20 protein-coding genes, 1 other RNA gene and 1 pseudogene are annotated in these 24,058 nt (G+C 72.2%); 9 read left to right on the forward strand and 13 right to left on the reverse strand.

All coding sequences use genetic code 11. From position 1 onward, the window contains the following. Nucleotides 1–36: 36 nt before the first annotated feature. Both ACWGR4_RS24525 and lanL read right to left on the reverse strand, forming a co-directional pair. A complete protein-coding gene (locus ACWGR4_RS24525) occupies nucleotides 37–1,854 on the reverse strand; it encodes a prolyl oligopeptidase family serine peptidase (protein WP_379997280.1) in 1,818 nt (605 codons plus the stop codon). Between the two features lie 5 nt (nucleotides 1,855–1,859). After that, nucleotides 1,860–4,850 (reverse strand): class IV lanthionine synthetase LanL, encoded by a 2,991-nt coding sequence (lanL, locus tag ACWGR4_RS24530; RefSeq protein WP_452132824.1) that lies wholly within the window; start codon nucleotides 4,848–4,850, stop codon nucleotides 1,860–1,862. A 542-nt stretch (nucleotides 4,851–5,392) separates the two neighbouring features. Here lanL and ACWGR4_RS24535 point away from each other — a divergent pair. Both ACWGR4_RS24535 and ACWGR4_RS24540 read left to right on the forward strand, forming a co-directional pair. After that, complete coding sequence (locus ACWGR4_RS24535) at nucleotides 5,393–5,899, forward strand: DUF6879 family protein (protein ID WP_452132823.1); 507 nt, start codon at nucleotides 5,393–5,395, stop codon at nucleotides 5,897–5,899. Nucleotides 5,900–6,296: 397 nt separating this feature from the next. Then, nucleotides 6,297–6,764: a hypothetical protein gene (locus ACWGR4_RS24540; RefSeq protein WP_452132822.1), complete on the forward strand. Its 468-nt coding sequence runs from the start codon at nucleotides 6,297–6,299 to the stop codon at nucleotides 6,762–6,764. Here the strand turns inward: ACWGR4_RS24540 and ACWGR4_RS24545 are convergent. The 4 genes from ACWGR4_RS24545 to ACWGR4_RS24560 form a co-directional block, all read right to left on the reverse strand. Next, on the reverse strand, nucleotides 6,761–7,432 hold the full coding sequence (locus tag ACWGR4_RS24545; RefSeq protein WP_452132821.1) for a response regulator: 672 nt from the start codon (nucleotides 7,430–7,432) through the stop codon (nucleotides 6,761–6,763). The genes ACWGR4_RS24540 and ACWGR4_RS24545 overlap by 4 nt on opposite strands. Beyond that, entirely contained in the window at nucleotides 7,429–8,694 is a 1,266-nt protein-coding gene (locus tag ACWGR4_RS24550; protein ID WP_379995876.1) for a sensor histidine kinase, read from the reverse strand. Before ACWGR4_RS24550 ends, ACWGR4_RS24545 begins: the two co-directional genes overlap by 4 nt. An 86-nt stretch (nucleotides 8,695–8,780) precedes the next feature. Continuing rightward, entirely contained in the window at nucleotides 8,781–9,542 is a 762-nt protein-coding gene (locus ACWGR4_RS24555) for an SDR family NAD(P)-dependent oxidoreductase (RefSeq protein WP_452132826.1), read from the reverse strand. A gap of 100 nt (nucleotides 9,543–9,642) precedes the next feature. Then, nucleotides 9,643–10,944, reverse strand: coding sequence for a PASTA domain-containing protein (locus ACWGR4_RS24560; RefSeq protein WP_452132820.1), 1,302 nt, complete (start codon nucleotides 10,942–10,944; stop codon nucleotides 9,643–9,645). Between the two features lie 165 nt (nucleotides 10,945–11,109). Here ACWGR4_RS24560 and ACWGR4_RS24565 point away from each other — a divergent pair, with 165 nt between their 5' ends. The 3 genes from ACWGR4_RS24565 (at nucleotide 11,110) to ACWGR4_RS24575 (ending at nucleotide 14,075) form a co-directional block, all read left to right on the forward strand. Continuing rightward, a complete protein-coding gene (locus ACWGR4_RS24565) occupies nucleotides 11,110–11,937 on the forward strand; it encodes a Nif3-like dinuclear metal center hexameric protein (RefSeq protein ID WP_452132819.1) in 828 nt (275 codons plus the stop codon). A 231-nt stretch (nucleotides 11,938–12,168) separates the two neighbouring features. Further along, complete coding sequence (locus ACWGR4_RS24570; RefSeq protein WP_380031762.1) at nucleotides 12,169–12,912, forward strand: zinc ribbon domain-containing protein; 744 nt, start codon at nucleotides 12,169–12,171, stop codon at nucleotides 12,910–12,912. Next, nucleotides 12,909–14,075, forward strand: a complete 1,167-nt coding sequence (locus ACWGR4_RS24575; protein WP_379995886.1) for a bifunctional RNase H/acid phosphatase — start codon at nucleotides 12,909–12,911, stop codon at nucleotides 14,073–14,075. The genes ACWGR4_RS24570 and ACWGR4_RS24575 overlap by 4 nt, the downstream gene beginning before the upstream one ends. 171 nt (nucleotides 14,076–14,246) lie before the next feature. On the opposite strand, the gene ACWGR4_RS24580 is transcribed toward ACWGR4_RS24575, so the two are convergent. From ACWGR4_RS24580 to ACWGR4_RS24600, 5 genes and pseudogenes are all read right to left on the reverse strand, one after another. Then, the gene (locus ACWGR4_RS24580) at nucleotides 14,247–14,384 is read right to left on the reverse strand and encodes a hypothetical protein (protein WP_379995888.1); all 138 of its coding nucleotides are present in this window, start codon (nucleotides 14,382–14,384) and stop codon (nucleotides 14,247–14,249) included. A gap of 89 nt (nucleotides 14,385–14,473) precedes the next feature. Then, nucleotides 14,474–15,226 (reverse strand): hypothetical protein, encoded by a 753-nt coding sequence (locus tag ACWGR4_RS24585; protein ID WP_452132818.1) that lies wholly within the window; start codon nucleotides 15,224–15,226, stop codon nucleotides 14,474–14,476. 31 nt (nucleotides 15,227–15,257) lie between these two features. Continuing rightward, entirely contained in the window at nucleotides 15,258–16,445 is a 1,188-nt protein-coding gene (locus tag ACWGR4_RS24590) for a 4-hydroxybenzoate 3-monooxygenase (protein ID WP_452132817.1), read from the reverse strand. Nucleotides 16,446–16,646: 201 nt separating this feature from the next. Continuing rightward, an RNA gene (gene rnpB / locus ACWGR4_RS24595) (RNase P RNA component class A) lies at nucleotides 16,647–17,056 on the reverse strand. A gap of 80 nt (nucleotides 17,057–17,136) precedes the next feature. After that, nucleotides 17,137–18,297, reverse strand: a pseudogene (locus ACWGR4_RS24600) (RNB domain-containing ribonuclease); the annotation flags it as partial. A gap of 386 nt (nucleotides 18,298–18,683) precedes the next feature. Between ACWGR4_RS24600 and yaaA the strand changes: the two are divergent. From yaaA to ACWGR4_RS24620, 4 genes are all read left to right on the forward strand, one after another. Then, nucleotides 18,684–19,481 (forward strand): peroxide stress protein YaaA, encoded by a 798-nt coding sequence (yaaA, locus tag ACWGR4_RS24605; protein ID WP_379995894.1) that lies wholly within the window; start codon nucleotides 18,684–18,686, stop codon nucleotides 19,479–19,481. A gap of 418 nt (nucleotides 19,482–19,899) precedes the next feature. Then, nucleotides 19,900–20,610, forward strand: a complete 711-nt coding sequence (locus ACWGR4_RS24610) for a DUF732 domain-containing protein (protein ID WP_452134237.1) — start codon at nucleotides 19,900–19,902, stop codon at nucleotides 20,608–20,610. A 125-nt stretch (nucleotides 20,611–20,735) separates the two neighbouring features. Then, nucleotides 20,736–21,023, forward strand: coding sequence for a chaplin (locus ACWGR4_RS24615; protein ID WP_379995898.1), 288 nt, complete (start codon nucleotides 20,736–20,738; stop codon nucleotides 21,021–21,023). Nucleotides 21,024–21,341: 318 nt separating this feature from the next. After that, complete coding sequence (locus ACWGR4_RS24620) at nucleotides 21,342–22,031, forward strand: bifunctional DNA primase/polymerase (protein ID WP_452132334.1); 690 nt, start codon at nucleotides 21,342–21,344, stop codon at nucleotides 22,029–22,031. A gap of 44 nt (nucleotides 22,032–22,075) precedes the next feature. Here the strand turns inward: ACWGR4_RS24620 and ACWGR4_RS24625 are convergent, their stop codons facing one another. Then, nucleotides 22,076–23,035 carry a hypothetical protein gene (locus ACWGR4_RS24625; protein ID WP_379995902.1) on the reverse strand — a complete coding sequence of 320 codons (960 nt, stop codon included), beginning with the start codon at nucleotides 23,033–23,035 and terminating at the stop codon, nucleotides 22,076–22,078. Between the two features lie 111 nt (nucleotides 23,036–23,146). Next, the gene (gene map / locus ACWGR4_RS24630) at nucleotides 23,147–23,995 is read right to left on the reverse strand and encodes a type I methionyl aminopeptidase (protein ID WP_379995904.1); all 849 of its coding nucleotides are present in this window, start codon (nucleotides 23,993–23,995) and stop codon (nucleotides 23,147–23,149) included. Nucleotides 23,996–24,058: the final 63 nt, after the last annotated feature.

A 24,058-nucleotide genomic window follows, 5' to 3' on the forward strand; every position in this document is an offset into this window, starting at 1 on the left:
CCCGCGACGGGTGGTGCGGGGCGACTCCCCCCGTCGTCACACTCGGCCGGTTTGCAGGAAACCGGTGAGGTGGGCGTGGAGTTCGGGTGCCCCATCCCCGGCCAGGGCCTCGTGGCCGAGACCGGGAAGCTCCAGATAACGAAAGTCGGCGCCCTCGACCCGGCCGTGCGCCAGCAGCGTGTGGCGCAGCGCCCTGGACTGGCCGACCGGGATGGTGTCGTCCCGGCCGCCGTGGACGAACAGCAGCGGTACGGCGATGCGTTCGCACACCGCGAGCACGTCGCGCGGACCCTGGTCGTCGACGTACTCGGTGTCGCCGCCGAGCCGGGTCATCAGCGCGCGGATCGGCAGCGACGCCTCGGCGATCAGCCGCGGCCCGGACAGGAACGGCGCGACCGCGAGGCAGCGCGACCACGCACCCGGCGCGAACGACGCGGCGAGCAGCGCGAGGTAGGCCCCGTAGCTGACCCCGAACAGGGCGGCCGGCGCGCGGCCGAAGGCGGCCCGCTCGGCGGCCAGGGTGCGGCCGATCGCGGTGACGTCGGCCAGGTCCGGGCCGCCCCACGCGCCGTGCAACTCGCGAGCGAAGCGGGCGCCGTATCCGGTACTGCCGCGCTGGTTCGGCGCCACCACCGCGATGCCCGCCGCCGCGAGCCGTTGCAGCAGCGGATCGAACTCGAACCGCCACGCCGCCGCCGGACCGCCGTGCAGGGCGAGCAGGACGTGCTCGGCGCACCGCCAGTCGGGGCCGCCGTAGACGATCGACTCGACCGGACCGGCCCCGCCGACCAGCAGTTCCAGATGGGCCGGTCGCCACTGCGGCCGGTCCGCGTCGTCGAAGCCGACGAACGGGCCCGGTTCGCCGTCCTGGCGCCACGACCCCGGCCGGGACGGGTCGAGCCGAGCCAGACAACTGGGCCGATCCGGCGCGGAGAACGGGATGCGCAACCCCTGTTCGGTCCACCGGCCGACCGCGCCCAGGCACCCGTCCGGCGTGGTCGCCTCGACCAGTTCGCCATCCTCCGGGGTCCACACGGCCAGCCGCGAGATCGCCCCCCGGTCGAGCTGGACCGCCACCCGGCGGCCGTCCGGCGCGATCGCGATCGGGCGTACCTGCGCGTCGGGCACGTGTACGACCTCGGGAAACCGCACCCGGCCCGGCGCCTGCGTGCGCTCGGCGGGCAGCCGGATCCAGCCGAGCCGGTCCGAACCCGGCGCGTCGCTGGCGATCACCAGCAGGCCGCCGACCGGATCGGCGAGCAGGAGCCGGTCGTTGCTCTCGTCGGTCAGCTCCAGGAACGGGCGTACGGTCGCCGTCTCCAGGTCGAGCGCGACGGTCTTGACCCGGCCGCCGCGCACCTCGTCCAAGGCGAGCCGGTAGCCGTCCGGGTCGAGCCAGACCCCGCCGCTGTACAGCCCCGACAATTCGGCGACGGGGTCCAATCGCCCGTCCTCGCGGACCAGCCACACCGTCGTCGACGGCGACGTGTCCGCCCCGAGGGCGAGGGCGAGCGCGTCCGTACCGGGGTAGGGGAGCAGTCGCAGACCGGGCAGCCGCACCATGGCCAAGTGCCGTTCGCTGCCCGCGTCGTCGGCTTCGAGCAGGACCAACTCGTGGCGCCCGGGCTCGTGTCGGCAGGCCAGTACCCGACCGTCGGGGAGGGCGAGCAACTGGGTGTGCAGCCGCTCGGGCGCACCGGTGCCGACCGGGATCGCGCCACTGGCCCGCCCCGGCCGCAACGACCACGACTCCACCCGCCACGTGCCGTCGCCCGGCGTGGCCAGGCACGCTGCGTGCCCGCCGTCGGCCGCGAACGACCAACTGATCCGGCGCATCGGTCGAGTCGTCACCATGGTGCTCACGCTTCCTCACCGTCCAACCACAACCGCGGTCCGCCGTGGCGGAGCCGGAGCAGGAAGCCGAGGACACCGGCGGTGCCGGTGCCGTACGAGGCGGACACACCCGTGGCGCTTTCGTCGGCCGGCACCCGCAGGCCGTCGACGATCGCGGTTCGCACCCGCAGCTGATCGGCGAGCTCGGCGGCCCGCGCACGATGGATCGGCTCGTCCAGCGCCTCGGCCAGGTCGAGCAGGAACTCCCCGTTGCCCGCGAGGCCGTGGCACGCGGTGGTGCCCGAATGCCACCGGGCACGATGGGCCGCCGCGCCGGCTGCCTCGGCCAGGTCGCGGTGGAGCGGATCGTGGTCCGCCCGCCACAGCCGGATCAGGAACGTCCCGACGCCGGCCGAGCCGCTGCACCAGTACGCCAGCCGGACCCCGGCCGGATCGCCCGGCCCCTGAGGCCACCACGCGCCGTCGCCGTCCACGCGCGCGGTGCGGGTGAGGGTGCGCGCCGCCGCCCGGGCGCCGTCGAGGTAGCCCTCGCGGCCGGTGGCCAGCGCCGCTTCGAGGAGGAACGTACCCACCCCGGCGACGCCGTGCGCGAATCCGAGGTGCGCGGCGCCGGCGAGGCGCGAATCGAAGTCCTGCGGTACGGGCCACAGGGTCAGGTCGCCGGCCTGCCGGGCGGCGCCGAGCAGCGAGTCGGCACACGCGACGACGCGCTGCCGGAAACGTTCGTCGCCGGTGGCCCGCCACATCCGGACCTGGAGCAGACCGGCCCCGGCGGCGCCGTGGCACACGTCCGGGTTGGGCCAGGCGATCGGTACGCGCAGGGCGAGGTCGGCGGCGTCGGCGGCCAGTTCGGCGTCGCCGAGCAGCGCCGCCGCGTCGTGCAGCGCCCAGGCGGTGCCGGAACGCCCGAAGTGCAGCCCGGGTAAGACCACCGGCTCGGCCGCGGCCCGATCGCGCAGCCAGGCGGCGCCGTCCTCGACCGCGCGATGCAGGGTGTAGCGCAGCCGGGGTTCGAGCGTGGTGGTGTGCGCGGCTCGGGCCAGTACGCCGAGCACGCCGGCCGCGCCGTACTGCACGCTGCACGGATCCATCGCCGCCGCGCCGGCCGTCATCGGCCACAGCCGATCCACCCGCCCGGGCGTCATCGTGGCCACGAGGTGCGCGAGCCCGTCCCGAAGCAGCACGTCGTCCTCGGGCGGCTGCGGATGCGGCGGCACCTTGTCGCCCTCGGTATCCGGATGCGGCCGAGGCCCATCCGGCCCGTCCCGCCGGCCGGCACACCCGCCACGCCCATCGACGGCACCGCCAACGAGGCCGGCCTCACAACGAGGCTCCGCCTCCGACAGCCCCGCCGACACGCGATCCGACGCATCCTTCGCCCCACCCCTCGACCCGTCGCCCGAGCCCGAGTGCGCATCCTCGACCGCGTCTGCCCCGCCCCCGCCCCCGCGCGCAAGTCCCGCCACGAAGGCCGACGTCCGCTCCGTCGACCAGCGTTGTGTCGGGTCCTCGCGCCACAGGCCGCGGATCGCCGGGGCCAGGCGCTGTGCGGTTTCGCCGTGTCGGGCCGCCAACTCCAGCCACGTACCCAGGCGTTCCACCGTGTCGCGGGTGGTGCCCACGTCCTCGGGCAGGGTCGGGTCGGCGCCGGTGGCGAGCAGGAAGAACAGGCCGCCGAGGCTGTACAGGTCGGCCGAGGGATGCGCACGATGGTTGCCGTCGACGCCCGGCCGCTGCTCCGGCGCCCGATAGCCGGGCGTACCCGCGGCGCCGGCCGGCACACCGATCTCGGCGGCCAGCTCCAGATCCACCAGCCGCAGCGCGCCGTCCGGCCCGACCAGCACATTCGTCGGCGACAGGTCGCGAATCACCAGACCCTCGCCGTGCACGGTCCGAACCAGTCGGATCAGCCCCTCGACGAGAGGCCGAGCGAGTGTCCACGCCACACCCGGATCCGCGGCGTGTCGGACCACCCAGGCACGCAACGGCTCGCCCGGTATCCGCTCCTGGGCCAGGAAGATCGTCTCGGCCTCTTCGAGCAGCGCGACGTGCCGAGGGGTCACGCCGGTGTGCTCCAGCCGCCGCATCAGCACCGCCTCGTGCCGCAGCGCCGCACACGCGTCCCGCCCGGAGCGGTCCACCTCGATGTGCGCGCGGGCCTGCTTGACCACGACGTCGGCATCGTCGGTGGTGTCCTTGCCCAGGAACACGCCGCCCTTGGCGGAGTGCCGCAGCGCCGAGGTGACCGCGAATCGGCCGCCGATCAGCACCTCCGCCCGCCGAGGCGCCGGCTCGGACGCGGCGGCCGGTGCCGAACGGGCCCGCCGTACCAGCGGATCGGGCGCCCACGACGGCGGAGTGAACCACGCCTCCCGGGCGTCGTCCACGGCCGACCCGTCGGGATCGGTCAGCACCGCGCGATAGCCGCCGTCGTTGCCGAGCACCGCTCGACGGCCGAACCCGCCGTAGCGGTAGTGCACCACGCTGCCGGGCCGGCACGGCCGGTCGGAGAGGATGCCCGGGCCGGTCAGCTCGCGGGTGACCTCGTCGAGCGCGTCCACCAGTTCCATGAACTGCTCGTCGTCGTCGGGATAGACGGTGATGAACTTGCCTGCCGAAGCCCGGTCCGCCTCACGGGAGTTGAGCATCCGCAACCGCTCCAGGTCACCGGCGAACTTGAACGCCACCCGGCGCGGCAACAACACGTCGCACACCCGGCCGAGCACATGCGGGGCGTCCCCGGTCCGCGCGCTGACATGGATCTTCCAGCCCTGCGCGCGAGCCGCGTGGCCCGGCGGCCGTACGGTGCACCAGAAGTCGTCGGAGCGCACATCCCACGCATCGGCCGAGCCCGGGGCCTGCTCCCCGTTTCCCTGTTCCCGGGCACCGACCGCATCGCGATCGAGCGCCGCACGGACGCGGTCGACCAGGTTCGTACCCGGCGCGCCGTGGCCGCCGGTGCGCTCCGCCCGGTGCCCACGAGTCGTCGTCGCCATCCCTGGACTTCCCCCCTCGACAGTGCCCTCGCGCCCCGGCCGACGACGCGTCGCGCGCCCGTCGACCGATGCCCGGAAACGGTTGTCGAGCGACCGGGTGCCCCGGTCGCCGACGCGGCCGCCCCGCCTCGGATCGCTCCCCCCGACGGGACGGCATGACCGTACGCAGCGCCTTCGGGCCACCTCAACGAGTTGCGACTCCCTTCACCCAATTGAGTGAAGTGACCCGCATCGAGCACCGATTGGTCAGTTCATCTGCATATTCCCGCCCAATCACCATCCCCCCAGCTCAGCCCTCCCACCGCCCCGCCCCCAAACGCCAGAGGATGGCCCAATCGAGCGAGCCCCACCCCGATCCCCACACTCGGCAATCGGCCCTCAATGCCAGTGCCGAATCGCCTCTGCAACGCCGGGCAGCGCAGGCGGCGTACGGGGAGCGTGACCAAAGCAGATTTCCCGTTCCGGAAAGTGACGAAGCTTGGACCCGGCCTTCGCTGCCGAAGCAGCATCGGACGTAACGGAGCGTGCACCGCCGAGGGGGAATGAGCCGCGTTCATGTCCTCAAATCACCGCTCACCGACTATTTTTGGTTCGAACTGGGATGGGGATATCCAGGAAACATCGCGGCAGGTGAAGATATCCGAATCCTCGACGTGGCGGAGAAGGTCGTGAGCGACCTCCCGGGTCACGACTTCTGGATCTTCGACGACAGTCGGGTCTATCGCATGCATTACACCGATGGCGGGCAGTTCCTCGGCGCCGCTCCCCAGGCCCATGAATCACTTGAGCGATATCGCAACTACCGGGATACGGCTCTGTTTCAGGCGAGCCCCCGGAATCCGGCGGTGACGATGACCGCTTGGTCGGTGTGTGTGGAAAATGCGCGGCGCGAAGATCGAATCGATGCATTGGGAGGTTCGATGATGGGGCGGCACGAAAAGCCGGGTGACGACGGGGACGGCAAGACTCCGCTTCGTGAGCGGGATGGGAAGTTCCCGAGGCCGTTGCCGCCGGATCCGAAGGACAAGGACAAGGGCAAAGAGAAGTGACTTCGGTCGACTGGGATCGTGTGTTCGCGGAAACGCCTCGGCGTCCGTACATCCCCGACGTGGTGTGGGGGAACGACAACACGCCACTCGACCGCACGACGGACCCGCGAGCGTGGGCCGAAGCCGTGGCGGCGGATGTTCCCCTGGTCACCCAGATGGATGATGGGGCGGCAACCGGCGACCTGATGTCGTCGTCGGCGTCGATGCCATCGCTGGTCCGGCTCACGCTCGATCGGCTCGACGTCGACCCGCGTCATGCCGTCCTGGAAATCGGCACCGGCACCGGTTGGAATGCCGTGTCATCCTCACGCCGTGGGGCACGGATACCACAACTCCGGGGTTGCTGTGTTTGGTCGTCGCGGACGACGGTACGGCGTCGGGCCCGTTCGTGGGAGGCGTGAACTTCATGTGGGCCCGGTCGCAGCGTCGCCGGTTCGACAACCGCGAATTCGTGGGCGACGTCATCCCGAGAGAGCGGGCCCCGCGTACCCGACACACCCCGATCGACCCGCGCCCGATGCTCGACGAATACGCCGACTTCGCGATCGGACTCCGTCTCCCCGACGTGGAGCAGCGCGTCTACCAGGGGCGCGGGGAGGCAGCGTGCGAATACACACAATGGCTCAGCGACGGCCGGTCGTGGGCGTCAGTGGACTACGCGCCGGGGGACGAGTTGTTCGAGGTGCAGGAGGGCGGACCGCGAAGTCTGTGGGCGGAGACCGAGCGGGCCTACGCGGAGTGGCGCGATCAGGGTGAACCGCCCCGGGAGCGGCACGGGGTCACCGTGTCTCCCGAGGGTCAATGGGCCTGGGTCGAGGGTGCGCGTGGACGGGTGGAGATCGGGGCGATCGTGGGGTCGTGTTAATCGGCGATGCCGCGTTGTTGGGCCAGGATTGCGGCTTGGACTCGGCTGTTGAGGCCGAGTTTGGTGAGGATGCGGCTGACGTGGGTTTTCGCGGTGGCCTCGGCCATGTCCAGGTGGGCGGCGATGCGTTGGTTCGACATGCCGCGGCCCAGGCAGGCCAGGACGTCGCTTTCGCGTGGGGTGAGTGAGGCCAGGGCCTCGGCGGGGACCTCCGGGCCGTCCGTCGGCCGGGTCGGGGGCGGGCTCGCGAACGCGTGGATCAGCCGACGGGTGACCTCCGGCGCGACGAAGCCGTCGCCGCGCGCGACCAGGCGTACCGCCTCGACCAACCGGGCGGCGTCGGCCGTCTTGAGCAGGAACCCGGCCGCGCCCGCGCGCAGTGCGCCGAAGACGTACTCGTCCAGGTCGAACGTGGTCAGCACGAGCACGTCCAGGCCCGCCGCGGTCAACTCCCGGGTGGCGCTGATCCCGTCGAGGCGCGGCATCCGTACGTCCATCAGCACCACGTCCGGCCGCAGCGTCCGGGCCAGCGCCACCGCGTCCTCGCCGTCGGCGGCCTCGCCGACCACCTCGATGCCCGGCTCCGCGTCCAGGATCAGGACGAGCCCCGCCCGGACCGCCGCCTGATCCTCCGCGACCAGCACCCGCAGCGTCTCGGCGTCGCTCACCCGGTCCCACCTTTCGGCCCCATCGGGGCGTTCTTGATTCCGGCGTCGAGCACCACGTCGTCACCGCACGGGAGTTCGGCCCGCAGATGCCACCGGCCGTCGCGCGGGCCCGCCTCGAACAGGCCGCCGAGCAACGAGACCCGCTCCGACATGCCGACCAGACCTGCCCGCGCGCCGGGCAGTCCGGTGACGTGGTCGGGGTCGATCCCGTTCTCGCCGGTGATCACCACATCATCGGCGCGATAGGTGAAGACCAGGCGCAACCGCTGCGGCGTGGCGTGCTTGAGGGCGTTGGTCAGTGTCTCCTGGACCACCCGATAGGCCGCGAGGTCGACCGGGGTGGGCAACTCGCGCACCACGCCGACGATCTCGATGTCCACGAGCAGTCCGGCCCGGCGCACGTGTTCGACCAGTCGATCGGTCTCGGCCAGCCGAGGAACCGACACCGGCTCCTCGGGAGTGTTCTCCGAGCGCAGCAGACCGATCATCCGGCGCATCTCGGTGAGCCCCTGCACGCTGCTCTCCCGGATCACCTCCAGCGCCTCGCGCAGCCGCGCCTCGTCCAGGCTCTTCACGGACAACGCGGCGGTGGACTGGACCGCGACCGCGCTCAGATGGTTGGCGATCACGTCGTGCAACTCGCGGGCCATCCGGGCACGTTCGGCGATCACGGCGGCCTGGTGGTCGAGTTCGGCCAGCCGTGCCGTCTGGGCGGAGCGCAGTCGTTCCACCTCGGCCTTCTCCCGGTGCTCGCGCACCGAGAACCCGGTGAGCGCGGGGGAGATGGCGACCAGGCCGATGTAGAAGACGGCGAGGACGAAGATCCGGAAGCTGCGGGTCGTCGCCCAGATGGTGATCGTACTCACCACCAGCACCGTCAGATTGCCGTACAACAGGCGCCAGGCCAGCCGCGAACTGCCGTACACGCTGACCGCGTACAGCACGTCCGACCACATGATCAGGCCGCCGATCGAGGGCCCGAGCACGGTGTCGACGCCCTCGCCGACGAGTCCGATGGCGAGTGCGAAGCGCGGCGACGAACTGCGGTGGCATTGGGCGACGGTGAGCAGCAGCAACGGCGCGAGCCGCAACCACGGACTCGGATCCCACACGTTCCAGACCACATACGAACGGGTGAAGAGCAGGACGAGCGCGCCCGCGAACACCACGCCGCCGATCGCGCAGTCGCGACGGATCGGCGGCGCCAGTCCGGGCAGGTGCAGGGGCAGGGGACGCTGCCATGCGGAGGTCTGATCGCTCACGACCCCATCCCAACATCATGGGGACGGGTGTGCCGACCATTGCCGCCGATCGACGGGGGAAATCTCCCGGTTCACAGCGATTACCGCTATTTCGGCTGAAAGCGAATCCCGCCGTCGAGCCGGATCACCTCGGCGTTGAGGTAGCTGTTCGTGAGCAATTCGTACGCCAGCGAGGCGAACTCGTCGGGCACGCCCATGCGCTTGGGGAAGAGCACCTGCGCGCCGAGGGTGTCCTTGACCGCCTGCGGCGCGGCGGCGAACAGCGCGGTGTCCATCGTGCCCGGCGCGATGGTGTTGACCCGTACGCCGATCGCGGACAGATCGCGTGCCACCGGCAGGGTCAGGCCGACCACGCCGGCCTTGGAGGCGCCGTACGCGGCCTGCCCGATCTGCCCGTCGAACGCGGCCACCGAGGCGGTGCACACGATCGCGCCCCGCTCGCCGTCGGCCTGCGGCTCGACCGAGGCCATCGCGGCGGCGGCCAGGCGGACGGCGTTGAACGTGCCGATCAGGTTCAGCCGGACGATGAACTCGAACGCGGCCAGCGCGTGCGGGGTGCCGTCCCGGGCCACGGTACGCGCGCCCATGCCGGTGCCCGCGCAGGACACCAGGGCGCGCAGCGGCGCGACGGCGACGGCCGCGTCCACCGCGGCCTGTACCTGGTCCTCCTGCGTGACGTCGGTGGCGACGAAGACACCGCCGATCTCGGCGGCGACCGCCTTGCCGCGTTCCTCGTTCTTGTCCGCGATCACCACGGAGGTGCCGCCGGCCGCGAGCCGGCGGGCGGTGGCCTCGCCGAGCCCGGAGGCCCCGCCGGTGACGATCGCGGACGCGCCGGTGAGATCCAGCATGAGCAAGCTCCCTTCGCCTGTTCTTGACTGAAGCAAGCTATTGCATGGCATGGGGAAGCGGCCAGGCCCGCAGCGTCGACCGGCTCCGGCCCCGCTGTCAGCGCGGCGCCGGCGACCCCGTGCTCGGCGCCGTCGCCACCTTCACGGTCACCGTCGAGCCGCGCCCAACCTTCGCCCCCTCGCCCGGAGCGCAGTCGACGACCGTGTCCTCCGGCGTATCGGCGGTCGGCACCCGCACGATGTGCGCCACCAGGTCGGCCCCGCGCAGCCGGGACTCCGCCTCGGACGACGACGCGCCGATCAGCGGCGGCACCGTGGTCGTCGCCGGCGCGGTCGCCGTGGGGGAGGAGATCGGCGCGGCGGTGGTCGGCGGCGGGGTCGTCCTGGCCCCCGACATCACCACCACGACCTCGGCCCGGTCCCGGTCCAGCTTCGTCCCTGCGGCCGGATCGGTGGACACGATCGTGCCGCCGCTGCCCCGGACGGTGCCCCGGAAGCCCTTCTCGCGCAGCAGCGCGACGCCCTGCGCCTCGCTCATCCCGACCACGTTCGGCACGGTCAGCCGGGTGGGCGCGCTCGTACTCGGTACGGCCGAGTCGCTCGCATCCGGCGTGCTGGTCACCGGCGCCTCGGTGGTCGGCCCGGCGGCCGGCCTCGGGCTCGTCGACTCCGGCACGGACGTGGTCGGACTCGTCTTGGCCGCCGGCGAGGTGTCGTCCGAATCCGCCATCGCCATGCCGACCACCACGGCCACCACGATCGCGGCCACGGTGGCGAACACGGCCGCGACGACCTTCGTCCGCCGATTCCCGTTCCGGTGCTCGCGGTCGACCGCCGCGCCCGCGGCCGCCCCCGTCGCGCCCCACGCCCCCGCACCGCCGCCGGCGACCACCTGTACCGAGAACGGCGCGCACGCCGCCACCCGCATGTCCCGGGCGGAGACCACCCGCACCGGCACGTCGTTCTCCTCGACGACCCGGGAGTCCTCTTCGAACGCGCTGCCGCCACCGTCCGCGCCGACCTCGCCGAGGCCGAACATCCCGTTCGGCGCGAGCTGGTCCTCCACGTCCGGGGGCACCGTGTACACGATCGTCCAGGTCCGCACCTCGCCCGGATGCAGCTCGGGCGGCCCGGGCCGGTCGAGGCCGATCCGCCGGGCGGCGTCCCGGGGCAGTTCCGGGTCGTAGACGTCCGACACGCTGCCCGTGTTGCGCAGGGTCAGCGTCACCATGACCGTCTCGCCGGGAACCGCGGTGATCCGACGGGGCTCGCACCACGCCTGTACCGCGCAGGCCGGGTCGCCCATGCGCTGGCCGTGCAGGTCGGTGCCGCATTGTTCGCCCGGGCAGTACGCGTCCGTCTCCAGATAGGGCGTACCGCACAGCAGACAGTGCAGCATCGTCGTCGTCCCCCTCGTGTGTACGACAGTGCGAGCCTGCATACCGCACAAACGCTTCGGATGGGGCCGACTTCACACAACCCGGAGGCATTCCGGTGTGCTCCGTCACCGTCCGTCCGGGATGCCCGAATCGGGGCGGCGGGCGCGGAGAGGTAACCTCCCTTCGTGCCCAAGCTCTCCGACGTCGTCGCCACCCTCGAACGGATCTACCACCCCGACTGGGCCGAATCCTGGGACGCGGTCGGGTTGGTCTGCGGCGACCCGGACGCCGAGGTGCGCTCGGTGCTGTTCGCCGTCGACCCGACCCTGGCGGTCGCCGAGGAAGCGCTCGCGCGCGGCGCCGACCTCCTGGTCACCCACCACCCGCTCTTCCTGCGTGGCGTGCACTCGGTGGCCGCGACCGGGTTCAAGGGGCGTGTCGTCCACCGACTGATCACCGGTGGCTGCGCCCTGCACGTGGCGCACACCAATGCCGACTCGGCCGCCCCCGGCGTCTCCGACGCACTGGCCACCGCCCTCGGACTGACCGTCACCGCGCCGCTCGACCCGGCCCCGGCCGACCCGAGCGAGTGCCGGGGTATCGGCCGGATCGGCGAGTTGGCCGCCCCCGAGACGCTGGCCGCGTTCGCCGCCCGGGCCGCCCGAGCCCTGCCCGCCACCGCGACGGGCCTGCGGGTGGCCGGCGACCCGGATCGCCTCGTGCGTACCGTCGCGGTGTGCGGCGGCGCGGGCGACAGCCTCTTCGCCGCGGTCCGGCGCAGTCGCGCCGACGTCTACGTCACCGCCGACCTGCGCCACCACCCGGCGTCCGAGGCGCTGGAGGCCGGCGGCCCCGCGCTGCTCGATGCCCCACACTGGGCCACCGAGTGGCCGTGGTTGCGCTACGCGGCCGACGAACTCACCCGTGCGCTGACCGCCGACGGTACTACGGTGGAAACCCACGTCTCGGAACTAGTCACCGACCCATGGACGTTCCACACACCGCATCCCTGAACACCGCCGTACACACAGCGACACCGTCACACAGCCACACCGTTACACAGCCACACCACACTTGCCACACCGCGACCGGGCACCGCGACGCGGGTGATCGGGCCCGCCCGGCCCGTCCGCCGTCCGCAGCACCCGAACCCACCCACCGAACGCACCCGGGTGGCCGGGTGGGAACACAACCTCCCGCCCACCCGAGCCGTATCCACCCGAGCCGTATCCAAGGAGCCTCCGCTGAACGCCGCGCCCGCCGACCAGCTTCGCCTGCTCGACCTCCAGGCCCTGGACTCGCGAATCGACCTGCTCGCCCACAAGAAGCGCACGCTGCCGGAGAACGAGGAGATCGACCGCCTCGGCTCGCAGCTCGCCCGGCTGCGCGACCTCGTGGTCGCCGCCGAGACCGAGGAGAGCGACGCGGCCCGCGACCAGGCCAAGGCCGAGCAGGACGTCGACCAGGTCCGCAAGCGCGCCGAGCGCGACCGGCAGCGGCTCGACTCGGGCCACGTCACCTCGCCCAAGGATCTGGAGAACCTGCAGCGGGAGGTGGCCTCGCTCGCCAAGCGCCAGGACGACCTCGAAGAGGTCGTCCTGGAGGTCATGGAGCGTCGCGAGGAGATCCAGGGCCGCCTGGGGCAGCTGGTCGGCGAGCGGGACGCGGCGCAGACCGCCCGGGACGCCGCCGAGGCACGCCGCGGTGCCGCCGAGGCGGAGATCGACGCCGAGGCGGACGCCGCCCGCAAGCAGCGTACGGTGGTCGCGAGCGCGATCCCGGCCGACCTGATCAAGCTGTACGAGCGCATCCGCGAGCAGTCGCACGGCGTGGCGGTGGCCCCGCTGTTCCAGCGCCGCTGCGAGGGCTGCCGGCTGGAGTTGGGGATCACCGACCTGGGCGCGATCCGGGCCGCGGCGCCGGACGCGATCGTGCGCTGCGAGAACTGTCGGCGCATCCTCGTCCGCACCGCCGAGTCGGGCCTGTGAGGCTCGTCGTCGAGGCCGACGGCGGCTCCCGGGGCAACCCGGGCCCGGCGGCCTACGGCGCGCTGGTGCGCGACGCGGACACCGGCGAGGTGCTGCACGAGATCGCCGAGGCGATCGGGGTGGCCACGAACAACGTGGCCGAGTACCGGGGCTTGATTGCGGGGCTGACCGCCGCGCACACGATCGACCCGACGGCGACCGTGGAGGTGCGGGCCGACTCCAAGCTCGTGGTCGAGCAGATGTCGGGCCGCTGGAAGATCAAGCACGCCGACATGCGCGACCTGGCGGCCAAGGCTCGGGGGATTTATTCACCGGGGCAGGTCACCTACACGTGGATCCCGCGCGAGCGGAACAAGCACGCCGACCGCCTCGCCAACGAGGCGATGGACGCGGCGGCCAAGGGCCGGGCCTGGACCCCGCAGAACTCCACCGCGTTCGCGACGGCCGGGCCGGCCGAGGCCGCGCCGGCCGCCGAACCCGCGCCGAGCGAGTCGACCGCGGCGCCCAAGGTGCGCCCGACCGCTCCCGGCTGGGGGCCGGACCTGGGCCGCCCGACCACCCTGGTACTGCTGCGCCACGGCGAGACCGCGCTCACCCCGCAAAAGCGCTTCTCCGGCACCGGCGCCGACCCGGACCTGTCCGAGCGCGGCCGGTGGCAGGCCGCCCGCGCGGCCGAGGCGTTGGCCGAGCGCGGCACCATCGAGGCGATCGTGTCCTCCCCGCTGGGTCGTTGCCGGCAGACCGCCGAGGCGGTGGCGCAGCGGCTCGGGCTGAAGGTGCGCGAGGAGCCGGGCTTTCGGGAGACCGACTTCGGCGCCTGGGAGGGGTTGACCTTCGCCGAGGCGCGCGAGCGTACGCCGGATGCCCTGGACGCGTGGCTGACCTCGGCCGACGCGGCTCCGCCCGGCGGCGAGAGCTTCACCGAGGTGGCTCGCCGGGTCGAGGTGGCCCGGGACAAGACGATCGCCCGGTACGCCGGCCGCACCGTGCTCGTGGTCACCCACGTGACGCCGATCAAGACCCTGGTCCGGATCGCCCTCGGCGCACCGGCGGAGTCGATGTTCCGGATGGAGCTGTCGGCGGCGGCGATCAGCGCGGTCCAGTGGTGGTCCGACGGCAACGCGTCGCTGCGCGTCTTCAACGAGACCGCACACCTGCGCTGACCGACCCCGGATCGAACAAAAGTTTGACCTCGGTGCGGAGCGTGTGGCATAGTGGCGAGTGCCTTCAGCGTGCCCGCCAGTGGAATCCGGGCGGACCACGCGGAGGACCAAGCTTCCGAAAGCCCCGAGCCGATCCCGGCCGGGGCTTTCGTCGTATCGAGCCCCCGGGCCTCAGGGACGTGACGTGTCGGCCCTGCGGGCGTGCAGCACACTCGCGCCCAACGGCAGCGGCGAGGCGTCGACGAGCCGGAGCCCGACCTCGGCCGGCAGCAGGCGCTCGACGACGAGCAGGTCGGCGTGCGCGGGCATGGCGGTCGCGCAGTGGCGTGAGCGCGGCGGGGAGCCCGAAGGGCGGATGCCGTGCATCGGCGTGCCGGAGAAGCAGGTGCATAGTGGTTTTATTCGCCTGTTTCTCCGGGGCGGCGAGGTGCGGTGCCGGGCGTCGTGGAGCTCGGCGGGGGTTTGAAGACACGCGCTGGGCGGGCGGCGAGCACTTGGCGGTGGTCGCCGCCCGCGTACAGCTCCAGGCGGCCGTACCCGGCCTTCGAGTCGGCGGGAGCGGTGAAGTAGAAGACCGTGCCGTCCTCGTGCGGGTTGTACCCGCCGCCGTCGGCGAGCGCCCCGTGCCGGGCGAACGTCGCGCACAGCCCGCGCAGCACCAGCGGATCGGGCCGCTCGACGTCGAACGCCAGGTGCGTCTCGTGTTCCCGCTCCCGCTCGTGCGCGGCGATGTCCGCCAACCCCGACCCCGGCGGCACGGGGAGCACGAACACCTCGACCGCCCGGCACTCGCCGTCCAGACCCCGTACGGCGGGGCGCAGGATGCCCACGTCGAGATCGGCGATGTCGCGCCGGTGTCGTAATGCGAGCCGTTCGCGGACCACCACGCTGGGGTGCCGCGGGCCGTCCGCGTCCAGCCCGTGCGCGGCCAACTCCGCGCGCAACTGCGCCATGCTCGGCGGGCACACGAGCAGCCCGGCGTGCGCGAAGCGGCAACGATCCACGAGCGCCCGCAACTCCGGTCCGTCCAGGCGCGGCAACAGCAGCGCGAGCAGCGTCGCGGTGTCCTGGTGTCGGACGATGTCGATCGCCGCGCTCAGGCGGGCCGTGTCGTCACCACCGTTCGTCCTCGTCGGCGGGTGTGCGGTCATCAAAGGGACTCCCTCGTCGCGATGGATCTCGTCACACGCCGACGTAGTTCTCGGCGAACCAGTCCTGTTGGGCCCGTGAGGTGCGCAGCGATTCGACGCGCGCGCGGCGCAACCCGTCCCGGAACAACGTCTCGTCGTCCGACCCGGGCGTGCGGTGCAGCAGCCGGATCATCCACGACGAGAACTCCTGCGCCCGCCAGATGTACGCCAGGCAGCGCGCCGAATAGCGGGCCAGTGGCTCGGGGTCGGCGTGCACGAGGTCCGCGATCAGCGCGTGTGCCAGGATCTCCGCCTCCAGGACCGCGAGGTTCGCGCCCTTCGCGGCGGACGGGCTCACCAAACTCGCCGCATCCCCGACCAGGAACAGCGAGCCGTACCGCAGCGGTTCCAGCACGTCCGACTCCAGGTCCACGACGGTGCGCTGCCGGATCGGACCGGTCCGCAGCGGCCCGTAGTCCGGCGCGCGCATCCGCACCGCCAACTCGTCCCAGATCCGCTCGTCGGGCCAGGCGTCGATCGAGGTGCCCGGCTTGCACTGGAGGTAGTAGCGCGTGGTGTCCGGGGTGCGCGCCATGTGGCCGGCGAAGCCGCGCGCGTGCATCGCGTAGCCGACGGCGTCCATGCTCGGCGGCGCGTCGGCGAGCACGCCCAGCCAGGACACGCCGTGGTCGCGCCGGTGGTGCCGGACCGCACCGGGCGGGATCGACCGCCGGGCGGCCCCGTGCCGGCCGTCGCAGCCGGCGACGTACCCGGCCGTCCAGCCGCCGAGGCGCCCGTCGGCCTCCCGCACCCGCACGGACGGCCGTGAGGTGTCCGCGTCGATCACCGCCGTCGCCTCGGCCCCGAACCGGATCCGCCCGCCCGCGTCGAGATACCGCGCCAACAGGTCGGTGACCAGATCCTGTTGCGGGTAGACCGTGTGCGCCTCCCCGCTGCCGAGCCGGCCGTAGTCCAGCCGGAAGCGCTCACCCTCGGTGCGGAACTCGCAGACGCCGTGCTCGCGGCCCCGCCTGCGCAGGCCCTCGGCCAGACCGTTGCGCTCCAGCACCCGCACGGTGTTCGCGGCCAGGAACCCCGCCCGCGCCCGGGTCTCGATGTGTGCCCGGGCGGCCCGTTCCAGGACGACGCAGTCGATTCCGTGCCCGTGCAGGATGTTCGCGAGGACCAGCCCGGCAGGCCCGGCGCCGAGGATGAGCACGTCGGTCGTGTCGCGTAACATCCGCGCATTGTGATGTTCTGTCACGTGAATGGATGCTAATCGTCGGTAAATGCCCAACTATTCGGCCATCACCCGAATGCCGATCACAACAGTCGCGGCAGGCGAATCCCGTGTCGATCGGGGCACTTCCCAGGCGGCCGGCAATCGCACCCGCCAGGCGGCCGGGACCCTGCGGGAAGCTTTTCCCGGGCGCAGAGGCGGCGGATGAGTCGGCCTCTACGCCGGGTTCTGTCTCCCGGGAGCCTTGCGGCGCCCGGGGAGGCGGCCATCCATCTACGACTGCCGTTGCCGACAGCCTCCAGCGGTCTACCCGCGAACTCGGGCGGGCCGCCCTCGAACGTTCGCGCAGAGCACGTTTGACGGTGCCCCTCTTGACCTTGCTCCGGGTGGGGTTTACCTAGCCGCCCGAGTCACCTCGGGCGCTGGTGGTCTCTTACACCACCGTTTCACCCTTACCGGTCGTCCGAGGACGCCGGCGGTCTGTTTTCTGTGGCACTGTCCCGCGGGTCGCCCCGGGTCGGTGTTACCGACCACCCTGCCCTGTGGAGCCCGGACGTTCCTCGGCGGAACCCTCCGAGGAGGAATCCCGACGCGGCCGCCCGGCCGACTCATCCGCCGTGTCGTCCATCCTAGCCGGGGCGAAGCGAACCCTTCGCCGGGTGTCGTCGGCCTCGGTGAGCCGCACCCGCACCCGCTCGCCGAGCCCCAGGCCCGGCCCGTCGAAGCGGGCCCGGACGGCCGGCTCGGCGAGTTGTACCGTGCCGCCGTCGCCGCGCTCGTTGAGATCCACCACCACCGCGTCGAACACGTCGCCGACGTGGTCCGCCAGCACCACCGCCTCGACCAGGGAGACCGCCTCGCGCTCGACCTCGTGGGCCCGGCGATCGCCGGTCTCCATCGCCTTGGGCAACTCGTGCAGCCGCGCGCCCACCCACTCGGGCACCTCGACGCCCGCGACCAGCGAGACGCAGATCTCGCCCGCGTACCGGTCGACCAGGCGCCGCAGCGGCGCGGTCACGTGCGCGTACTCGTCGGCGACCGCCGCGTGTCCGGCCTGCTCGGGCGCGCCCGCGTCGAACGCGGTGTAGCCGGCTCCGCGCAGCAGCCCGGTGGCCTCCTCCAGGAACGCGGCGTGCCGGGGGTTGTCGGGATCGAGCGAGCGGATCACCGCGCCGTAGGTGGCGCCCTCGGGCCACGCCACGTCGAGCGCGCGCCCGACCCGGCGGACCCGGTCGAGCGCCTCGGGCGCCGGTTGCGGCAGGGTGCGCAGGACGCCGATGCCCGCGCGGGTCATCAGGTCGGCGGCGGCGATCCCGGTGAGCAGCGAGATCTGCGCGTTCCAGCCCTCGGCGGGGAGTGGCGCGCGGTACTCCAGTCGCCACGAGTCGCCGTGCTCGACGATCTCCTGCTCCGGGATCGGCAGGCTCACCCCGCCGCGCTCGATCTCCAGCCCCTCGCGCAACCGGCCGATCTCGGCGAGCAGCGCCAACGGCTCCGCCGCCGACCCGCTCTCGACCGCCCGCTGCACCCCCGGATAGTCGTACCGGGCGCGGCTGCGCACCAGCGCGCGAAAGACGTCGGTGCCGACCAGGTCGCCGGCCCCGTCCAGGTCGAGCACCCACACCAGGGCCGGCCGGTCACGACCCGGCAGCAGGCTCGCCGCCGCCTCGGACAGGGCCGGCGGATGCAGCGGGATGCGCTCGTCGGGCAGGTACAGCGTCTCCACCCGGCGCATGGTCTCCGCGTCCAGCGCGCCGCCCGGGACGACCCACGCCGCGACGTCGGCGATCGCGTAGTGCACCCGATAGCCGCCGTCCCGACGGGCCAGGTGCATCGCCTGGTCCAGGTCCATCGACTCGGCCGGATCGATGGTCAGGAACGGCAGCCCGGTCAGATCCCGCCGCCGAGTCGGCGTGGGCCCGCGCCGCACCGCCGCGTCGGCCTCCGCCAGCACCTCCGGGACGAACGCGCCCGGCAGCGCCAGATCGGTGCGCAGGCGGGCGAAACCCGCCCGCAGGAGATCACCGTCGGCGGACCTGATGTGGAGATGACGACGAGGCACGAGTCGAGCTTAGGAAAGATCCGCTGCGCCGAGAAGGACTTTCCCGGCTTTTCGCCCGCGCGCCCGGAGCGCCGGCGGCGCCTTCCGTCCGGGTCGTCCCCATAAACTTGATCGTCGCCCGCCGTCCGCAAACCCGGTCGGCCGCCCTGCCGTCCGCGTCGCTTGGAGTTGCGCCCGTGCTCGTGTTGTTGCCGCCCTCCGAGGGCAAGGCCGCCGCGGGGGCGGGCCCCGCGCTCGATCTCGCCGGTCTTTCGATGCCGGAACTGAACTCCGTGCGGCGGCAGGTGCTCGACTCGCTGATCACCCTGTGCGAGGGCGACGAGCGCAAGGCGCTGGAGGTGCTCGGCCTCGGCCCGAAGCTGCGCGGCGAGGTGCTGCGCAACCTCGACCTGCGCGAGGCGGCGACGCTGCCGGTGGCCGGGCTGTATACCGGAGTGCTCTACGACGCGCTGGACCTGTCCTCGCTCACCGGCGCGGCGGCGGCGCGCGCGGCCGGGTCGATCCTGGTCTTCTCCGGACTGTGGGGGGCGCTGCGCCCGACCGACCGGGTGCCGCCCTACCGCTGCTCGATGGGGGTACGGCTGCCCGGGATCGGCGCGCTCGCCGGCCAGTGGCGCGCGGTGACGGCGCCGGTGTTGCCCAGGCTGGCGGGCGACGACCTCGTTTTGGACCTGCGGTCGGCGGCGTACGCCGCGGCCTGGAAGCCGGTCGGTGCCGTGGCCGAACGCACCGCGACCGTGCGGGTGCTGCACGAGCGGATCGTGGACGGGGTGGCCAAGCGCTCGGTGGTCAGCCACTTCAACAAGGCGACCAAGGGCCGGATCACCCGCGACCTGCTGGTCTCCGGCGCCGAACCGCGCAACCCGGCCGAACTCGCCGACGCGCTACGGGAACTGGGCTGGACCGTGGAGACCGCCGAGCCGAAGCAGGCGGGCACCCCCTGGGCCCTGGACGTCGTGGTCGCGGCGGTCTGACCCCTCACCCCCGCCGCCGCAACACCTCCCGCCCGGCCGGCGTGCCGACGAACTTCCCGAGCCCCGGGTGTCGAAGCAGTCGAGTTCGCCCGCGACGTCGACGCCGGCCCGCTTCGACTGCTCGACGGCGAAACGCTCCGCGGCCGAGCGGGTCACCGCGTCGGCGGCCCCGCCGATCCGATCCCCGGCCTCCCGGGTGCCCTGCGCGACAACCTTCCTGGCATCGTGTCCGGTGCACCCCACGGCAAGTGGCAAGAGGGCGATCGCGATCGCCGTCGATCCCATCTTGACAAAACCGGGGAGCTTCATGATCCTGACGCTTCCTCCGCAGACGGAAAACAAAGCATTTCGTCCTACCTTCGGACGATCCGCGCGTCACGTCAGACGGAGTGGACGACCCGACATCCATGGGGGATGAGTGAGTTACCCGCCGCCGCCCGGCCAGGACCCGAACCAGCCGTACGGCCAGCCCCAGTACGGGCAACCGCCCTATCCGGGTCAGAGCCAGGGCCAGGGCCAGTACCCCGGTCAGTACCAGCAGCCCCAGTACCCGCAGGGGCAACCGGGCCCGTACGGACAACCGCAATACCCCGGCGCCTACCCGCAGGGCGGCGGCTACCCGCCCCCACCGAACCAGAGCCGCAAGGGGCTGTGGATCGGCGTCTCGGTGGTCGCCGTGCTCGCGATCGTCGGCGTGCTCGTCGCCGTGGGGTTGTCCGGCGGCGACGACGACAAGAAGTCGACGGCCTCCTCCACGTCGTCGGCGACCACCACAGGCGCCCCGAAGTCGGGTTCGCCGACCCCGACGGGCAAGGCGACCAAGCGCACCGTCGCGCCCGATCCCACCTCCGACGACGACGCGACCACCGGCCCCGGCCCCGGTACGCGCGGGCTGGGCGAGGACAACTTCCTCACCACGATGCACCGCCTGATCCCGGGCACGAAGTCGACGGCGGACGCCGAGCTGATCTCGCAGGGCAAGCAGGCCTGCTCCGACCTCAAGTCGGGCAAGACCCTGCTCGACACCGCGATGAAGGTGACCGCGGTCAGCGGCGTGTCCGAAAAGGGCATGCTCGTCGGCGGCGCCATCGCGGCGTTCTGCCCGGACCAGTCGGGCAAGGTCTCCTGACCCGCCCCACCGCCCGAACGCCGGCCTGAAAACCGGCTCGGCGCCGGACGATCCCGGCCCGCGAGGTGAACGAGTGAATCTCGCGGGCCGGGCGTTTCCCCTTCACGATCACGTCGTTGACCAGCATGCCGAACCTGGTCGGCACGCTACGTGGAGGAACGAACGCAGTGACGAACATGAAGAAGATCGCCGCCGTCGCGGCCATGGCCGGTGGCATCGCGGCCATGGGCGCCGGAATCGCCAACGCGAGCGCCGACGCGGACGGCGCGGCGGTCAACTCGCCCGGTGTCGTCTCGGGCAACAACATCGAGGCCCCCATTCACGTGCCGGTCAACGTCTGCGGCAACACGGTCGACATCCTGATCGGCGTGCTCAACCCGACGTTCGGCAACACCTGCGTCAACGCCGGCTGACTCGCCGCCCCGGCCCGCCTCCTTGGTCGGTGGCCGGCGCAACCGCCCCGTTCCCGGTTTTCCGGGAACGGGGCGGTCGTCGTTGTGAGCGCCGCACCGAACACAAGCGATCCGCGATGTACATTTCTCGCAGGCTCGCGGCGTCTTACCCGTGCCATTCCGCGCCATTTCACACCGGTCCGGTCATCTCCGAACCCGGTCGGCAGATGGACACGGGCGACCCGCGATGATGGGGATTGCCCAGACGGGTCTTCCGCGTTGTATACGCAGAGGCGCCGTGTGGGGCGCGCACGAAACGCACGCGGAAGAAGGGGTTCCATGGAGCGAATGGGCAGAATGGCCGGATGGCTGCGCCGTCGACCGCGTGAGGATCCGGACATCGTTCGCGACCGGCGGGCCGGACTGCTCATGGACGTGGTGGAGCGCGGCTGGCCCGTCTGTCCGGCGGCGCACCCGGTGGGTTTCGGCTGTTCCTGCGACCGGGTCGGCTGTCCGTCGCCGGGCATGCACCCGGTCTCCTTCGCCTGGCAGACCCAGGCGTCCACCGACCCCGTACAGGTGGCGCGCTGGCTGGAGCTGTATCCCGACGCCAACTTCGTGACCGCGACCGGCACCGGCCACGACGTGCTCGACGTGCCCGCACGGGCCGGCGAGATCGCCCTCGCGGTGTTCGCCGAGCAGGGCATCGAGATCGGCCCGGTGGCCTCTTGCGGCCCCGACCGCACGCTGTTCTTCACCGCGACCCGAGGCACCCCCGCCGACGAGGACGAGTGGTGGCCCTGCGAGTTGGACTGCCACCCCGAGACTCTGGACGCCCACCCGGGGCTGCGCTGGCACTGCCGCGGCAGCTACGTCCTGGTGCCGTCCTCGCAACACCCCTCGGGGCAGTCGGTGCGCTGGATCCGCGGCCCCGAACTCGCGCTGCCCGACCCGCTGCGGGTGCTCGACGTCCTCACCGACGCGTGCGACACCGTGGGCGCCGCGGCGGCCGACGGACACTGGTCCTAGGGCGCCACAACGGCCGTCGGGTCGGCGACCGTCCCGCCGACCGCTCACTCGCCCTCGGCGCCGACCAGGCCGTACACCCAGCCGACCAGCTGCACTTTGCCACCGGCCTTCGGAACCACCGCGACATACTCCGAGAGCCGGTGCTCGGTGACCGACCGGCTCGGCTTGCCGGTCAAAAACGCCAGCGTCGAGGGGTCCACGTCGCCGAGTCGGCGCGGGGGCTGCACGGTGAGCTTGATGCTGTGCTGGAGCGCGAACAACACCAGCGCGCCGCCGTCCGCGGTACGCACCGCCAGCGGCGGGAACTGCGCCGCCGGGCTGTCCACGGCCTGCCGGACGTAGCCGTCACCGATCGGCTCGTCCCGCTGCTTGCGCAACTGCGCGGTGTACGGGTCGGGCCCGAACAACTCGGCGCGGGTCTTGCCGTCCTTGAGGAACTCGCTGAGTACGGGAGCCAGTTCGCCGGGCGAGGCGGCAAGTCCGGTAGCGCCGGCAGAGACCTGCTCCAGGTAGCCGGACGAATCCCGCTTCAGCTTGGGCAGTTCGCTCTGCAGCGTCGGCCCCCACGCCGCCTGCCACACCGCGTCCGGGCCCGCCCGGAGGAAGACCAGGAACTGCGGCTTGGCGTTGTTGAAGTTCGGCGTGTTCTGCACGGCGAACCACTTGGGCCAGCCGATCACCTTGGGGATCAGGAACTCCGGCCGCTCGTGCAGGATCGGCGCCCGGCCCAGATTGCCGTTCGGGTCGGTGAAGGCGAGGATGCGCAGGCCGGCCTGGTCGAGCACGCCGAGCGAGCCCGTTTCGGCCCGCGCGTTGAGCGGGAGATCGCGGTTCGCGTACGCCTGGTTGTTCTGCACCTCGTACTCGTGCAGCACCTTGGCGGCCTCGTGCTTGTCCAGCGCCGCGACGGGCGTGCTCGCGCCGCTGACGGTGACACAGCCGGTCGCGGCGAGCGCGATCGCGAGCAGGGCGGCGACCGCGGCCGGCATGCGGGATATGCGCATCGGTAGTCGGCAACTCTTCCGGGGGAGCGGGCAGGAGGAGATCTCGCGAAACCATACTGCCCGCACCCCGCAACACACCGCGCCCGCCCGGCGGGTGCGTCGAGACAAGCCCTATGCCAGGGTGAGGATCTCGGCCCCGGTGTCGGTGACGACCAGCGTGTGCTCGAACTGGGCGGTGCGCTTGCGGTCCTTGGTGACCACGGTCCAGCCGTCGTCCCACATGTCGTAGTCGTGGGTGCCCAGCGTCAACATCGGCTCGATGGTGAAGGTCATCCCGGGCTCCATCACGGTGGTCGCCCGCTCGTCGTCGTAGTGCGGGATGATCAGGCCGGAGTGGAACGAGCTGTTGATGCCGTGGCCGGTGAAGTCGCGCACCACGCCATAGCCGAAGCGCTTCGCGTAGGACTCGATGACCCGGCCGATCACATTGATCTGCCGACCCGGCTTGACCGCCTTGATGCCCCGGTTCAGCGCCTCGCGGGTGCGCTCGACGAGCAGCCGCGACTCCTCGTCCACGTCGCCCACGAGGTAGGTCGCGTCGGTGTCGCCGTGCACGCCACCGATGAACACGGTGACGTCGATGTTGACGATGTCGCCGTCCTCGAGCCGGGTGGTGTCGGGGATGCCGTGGCAGATCACCTCGTTGATCGAGGTGCAGATGGTCTTCGGGAAGCCCCGGTAGCCCAGGCAGGACGGGTAGGCGTGGTGGTCGAGCACGTACTCGTGGGCGACCTTGTCCAGCGCGTCGGTGCTCACCCCGGGCGCGATGTGCGCGGCGGCGGCCTCCATGGCGCCCGCCGCGATCCGCCCGGCGATCCGCATGCGCTCGATGGTCTCGGCGTCCTGCACCTCGGGCCCGGTGTACGGGGTGGGGGCGGGCTTGCCGACATACTCCGGCCGCGGGATGTCGGCGGGTACGGAGCGGATGGGGGTCGGCTTACCGGGTACGAGAATCGCCATAACCAGCGAGTGTAGCCGGCGCCGCGACCGAGCCGGCGGGTGATCCGGTCGGCGACGGCATCG

Source organism: Embleya sp. NPDC055664 (assembly GCF_053618075.1).

Excerpts from the sequence above, each read along its gene's own strand:
- ACWGR4_RS24590 (WP_452132817.1), bottom strand. The coding sequence starts at position 16,445 with ATGTTACGCGACACGACCGACGTGCTCATCCTCGGCGCCGGGCCTGCC.
- ACWGR4_RS24535 (WP_452132823.1), top strand. The coding sequence starts at position 5,393 with ATGAGCCGCGTTCATGTCCTCAAATCACCGCTCACCGACTATTTTTGG.
- ACWGR4_RS24625 (WP_379995902.1), bottom strand. The coding sequence starts at position 23,035 with ATGCGCATATCCCGCATGCCGGCCGCGGTCGCCGCCCTGCTCGCGATC.
- lanL (WP_452132824.1), bottom strand. The coding sequence starts at position 4,850 with ATGGCGACGACGACTCGTGGGCACCGGGCGGAGCGCACCGGCGGCCAC.
- ACWGR4_RS24620 (WP_452132334.1), top strand. The coding sequence starts at position 21,342 with ATGGAGCGAATGGGCAGAATGGCCGGATGGCTGCGCCGTCGACCGCGT.
- ACWGR4_RS24560 (WP_452132820.1), bottom strand. The coding sequence starts at position 10,944 with ATGCTGCACTGTCTGCTGTGCGGTACGCCCTATCTGGAGACGGACGCG.
- ACWGR4_RS24580 (WP_379995888.1), bottom strand. The coding sequence starts at position 14,384 with ATGCCCGCGCACGCCGACCTGCTCGTCGTCGAGCGCCTGCTGCCGGCC.
- ACWGR4_RS24615 (WP_379995898.1), top strand. The coding sequence starts at position 20,736 with ATGCCGAACCTGGTCGGCACGCTACGTGGAGGAACGAACGCAGTGACG.
- ACWGR4_RS24525 (WP_379997280.1), bottom strand. The coding sequence starts at position 1,854 with ATGGTGACGACTCGACCGATGCGCCGGATCAGTTGGTCGTTCGCGGCC.
- map (WP_379995904.1), bottom strand. The coding sequence starts at position 23,995 with ATGGCGATTCTCGTACCCGGTAAGCCGACCCCCATCCGCTCCGTACCC.
- ACWGR4_RS24585 (WP_452132818.1), bottom strand. The coding sequence starts at position 15,226 with ATGACCGCACACCCGCCGACGAGGACGAACGGTGGTGACGACACGGCC.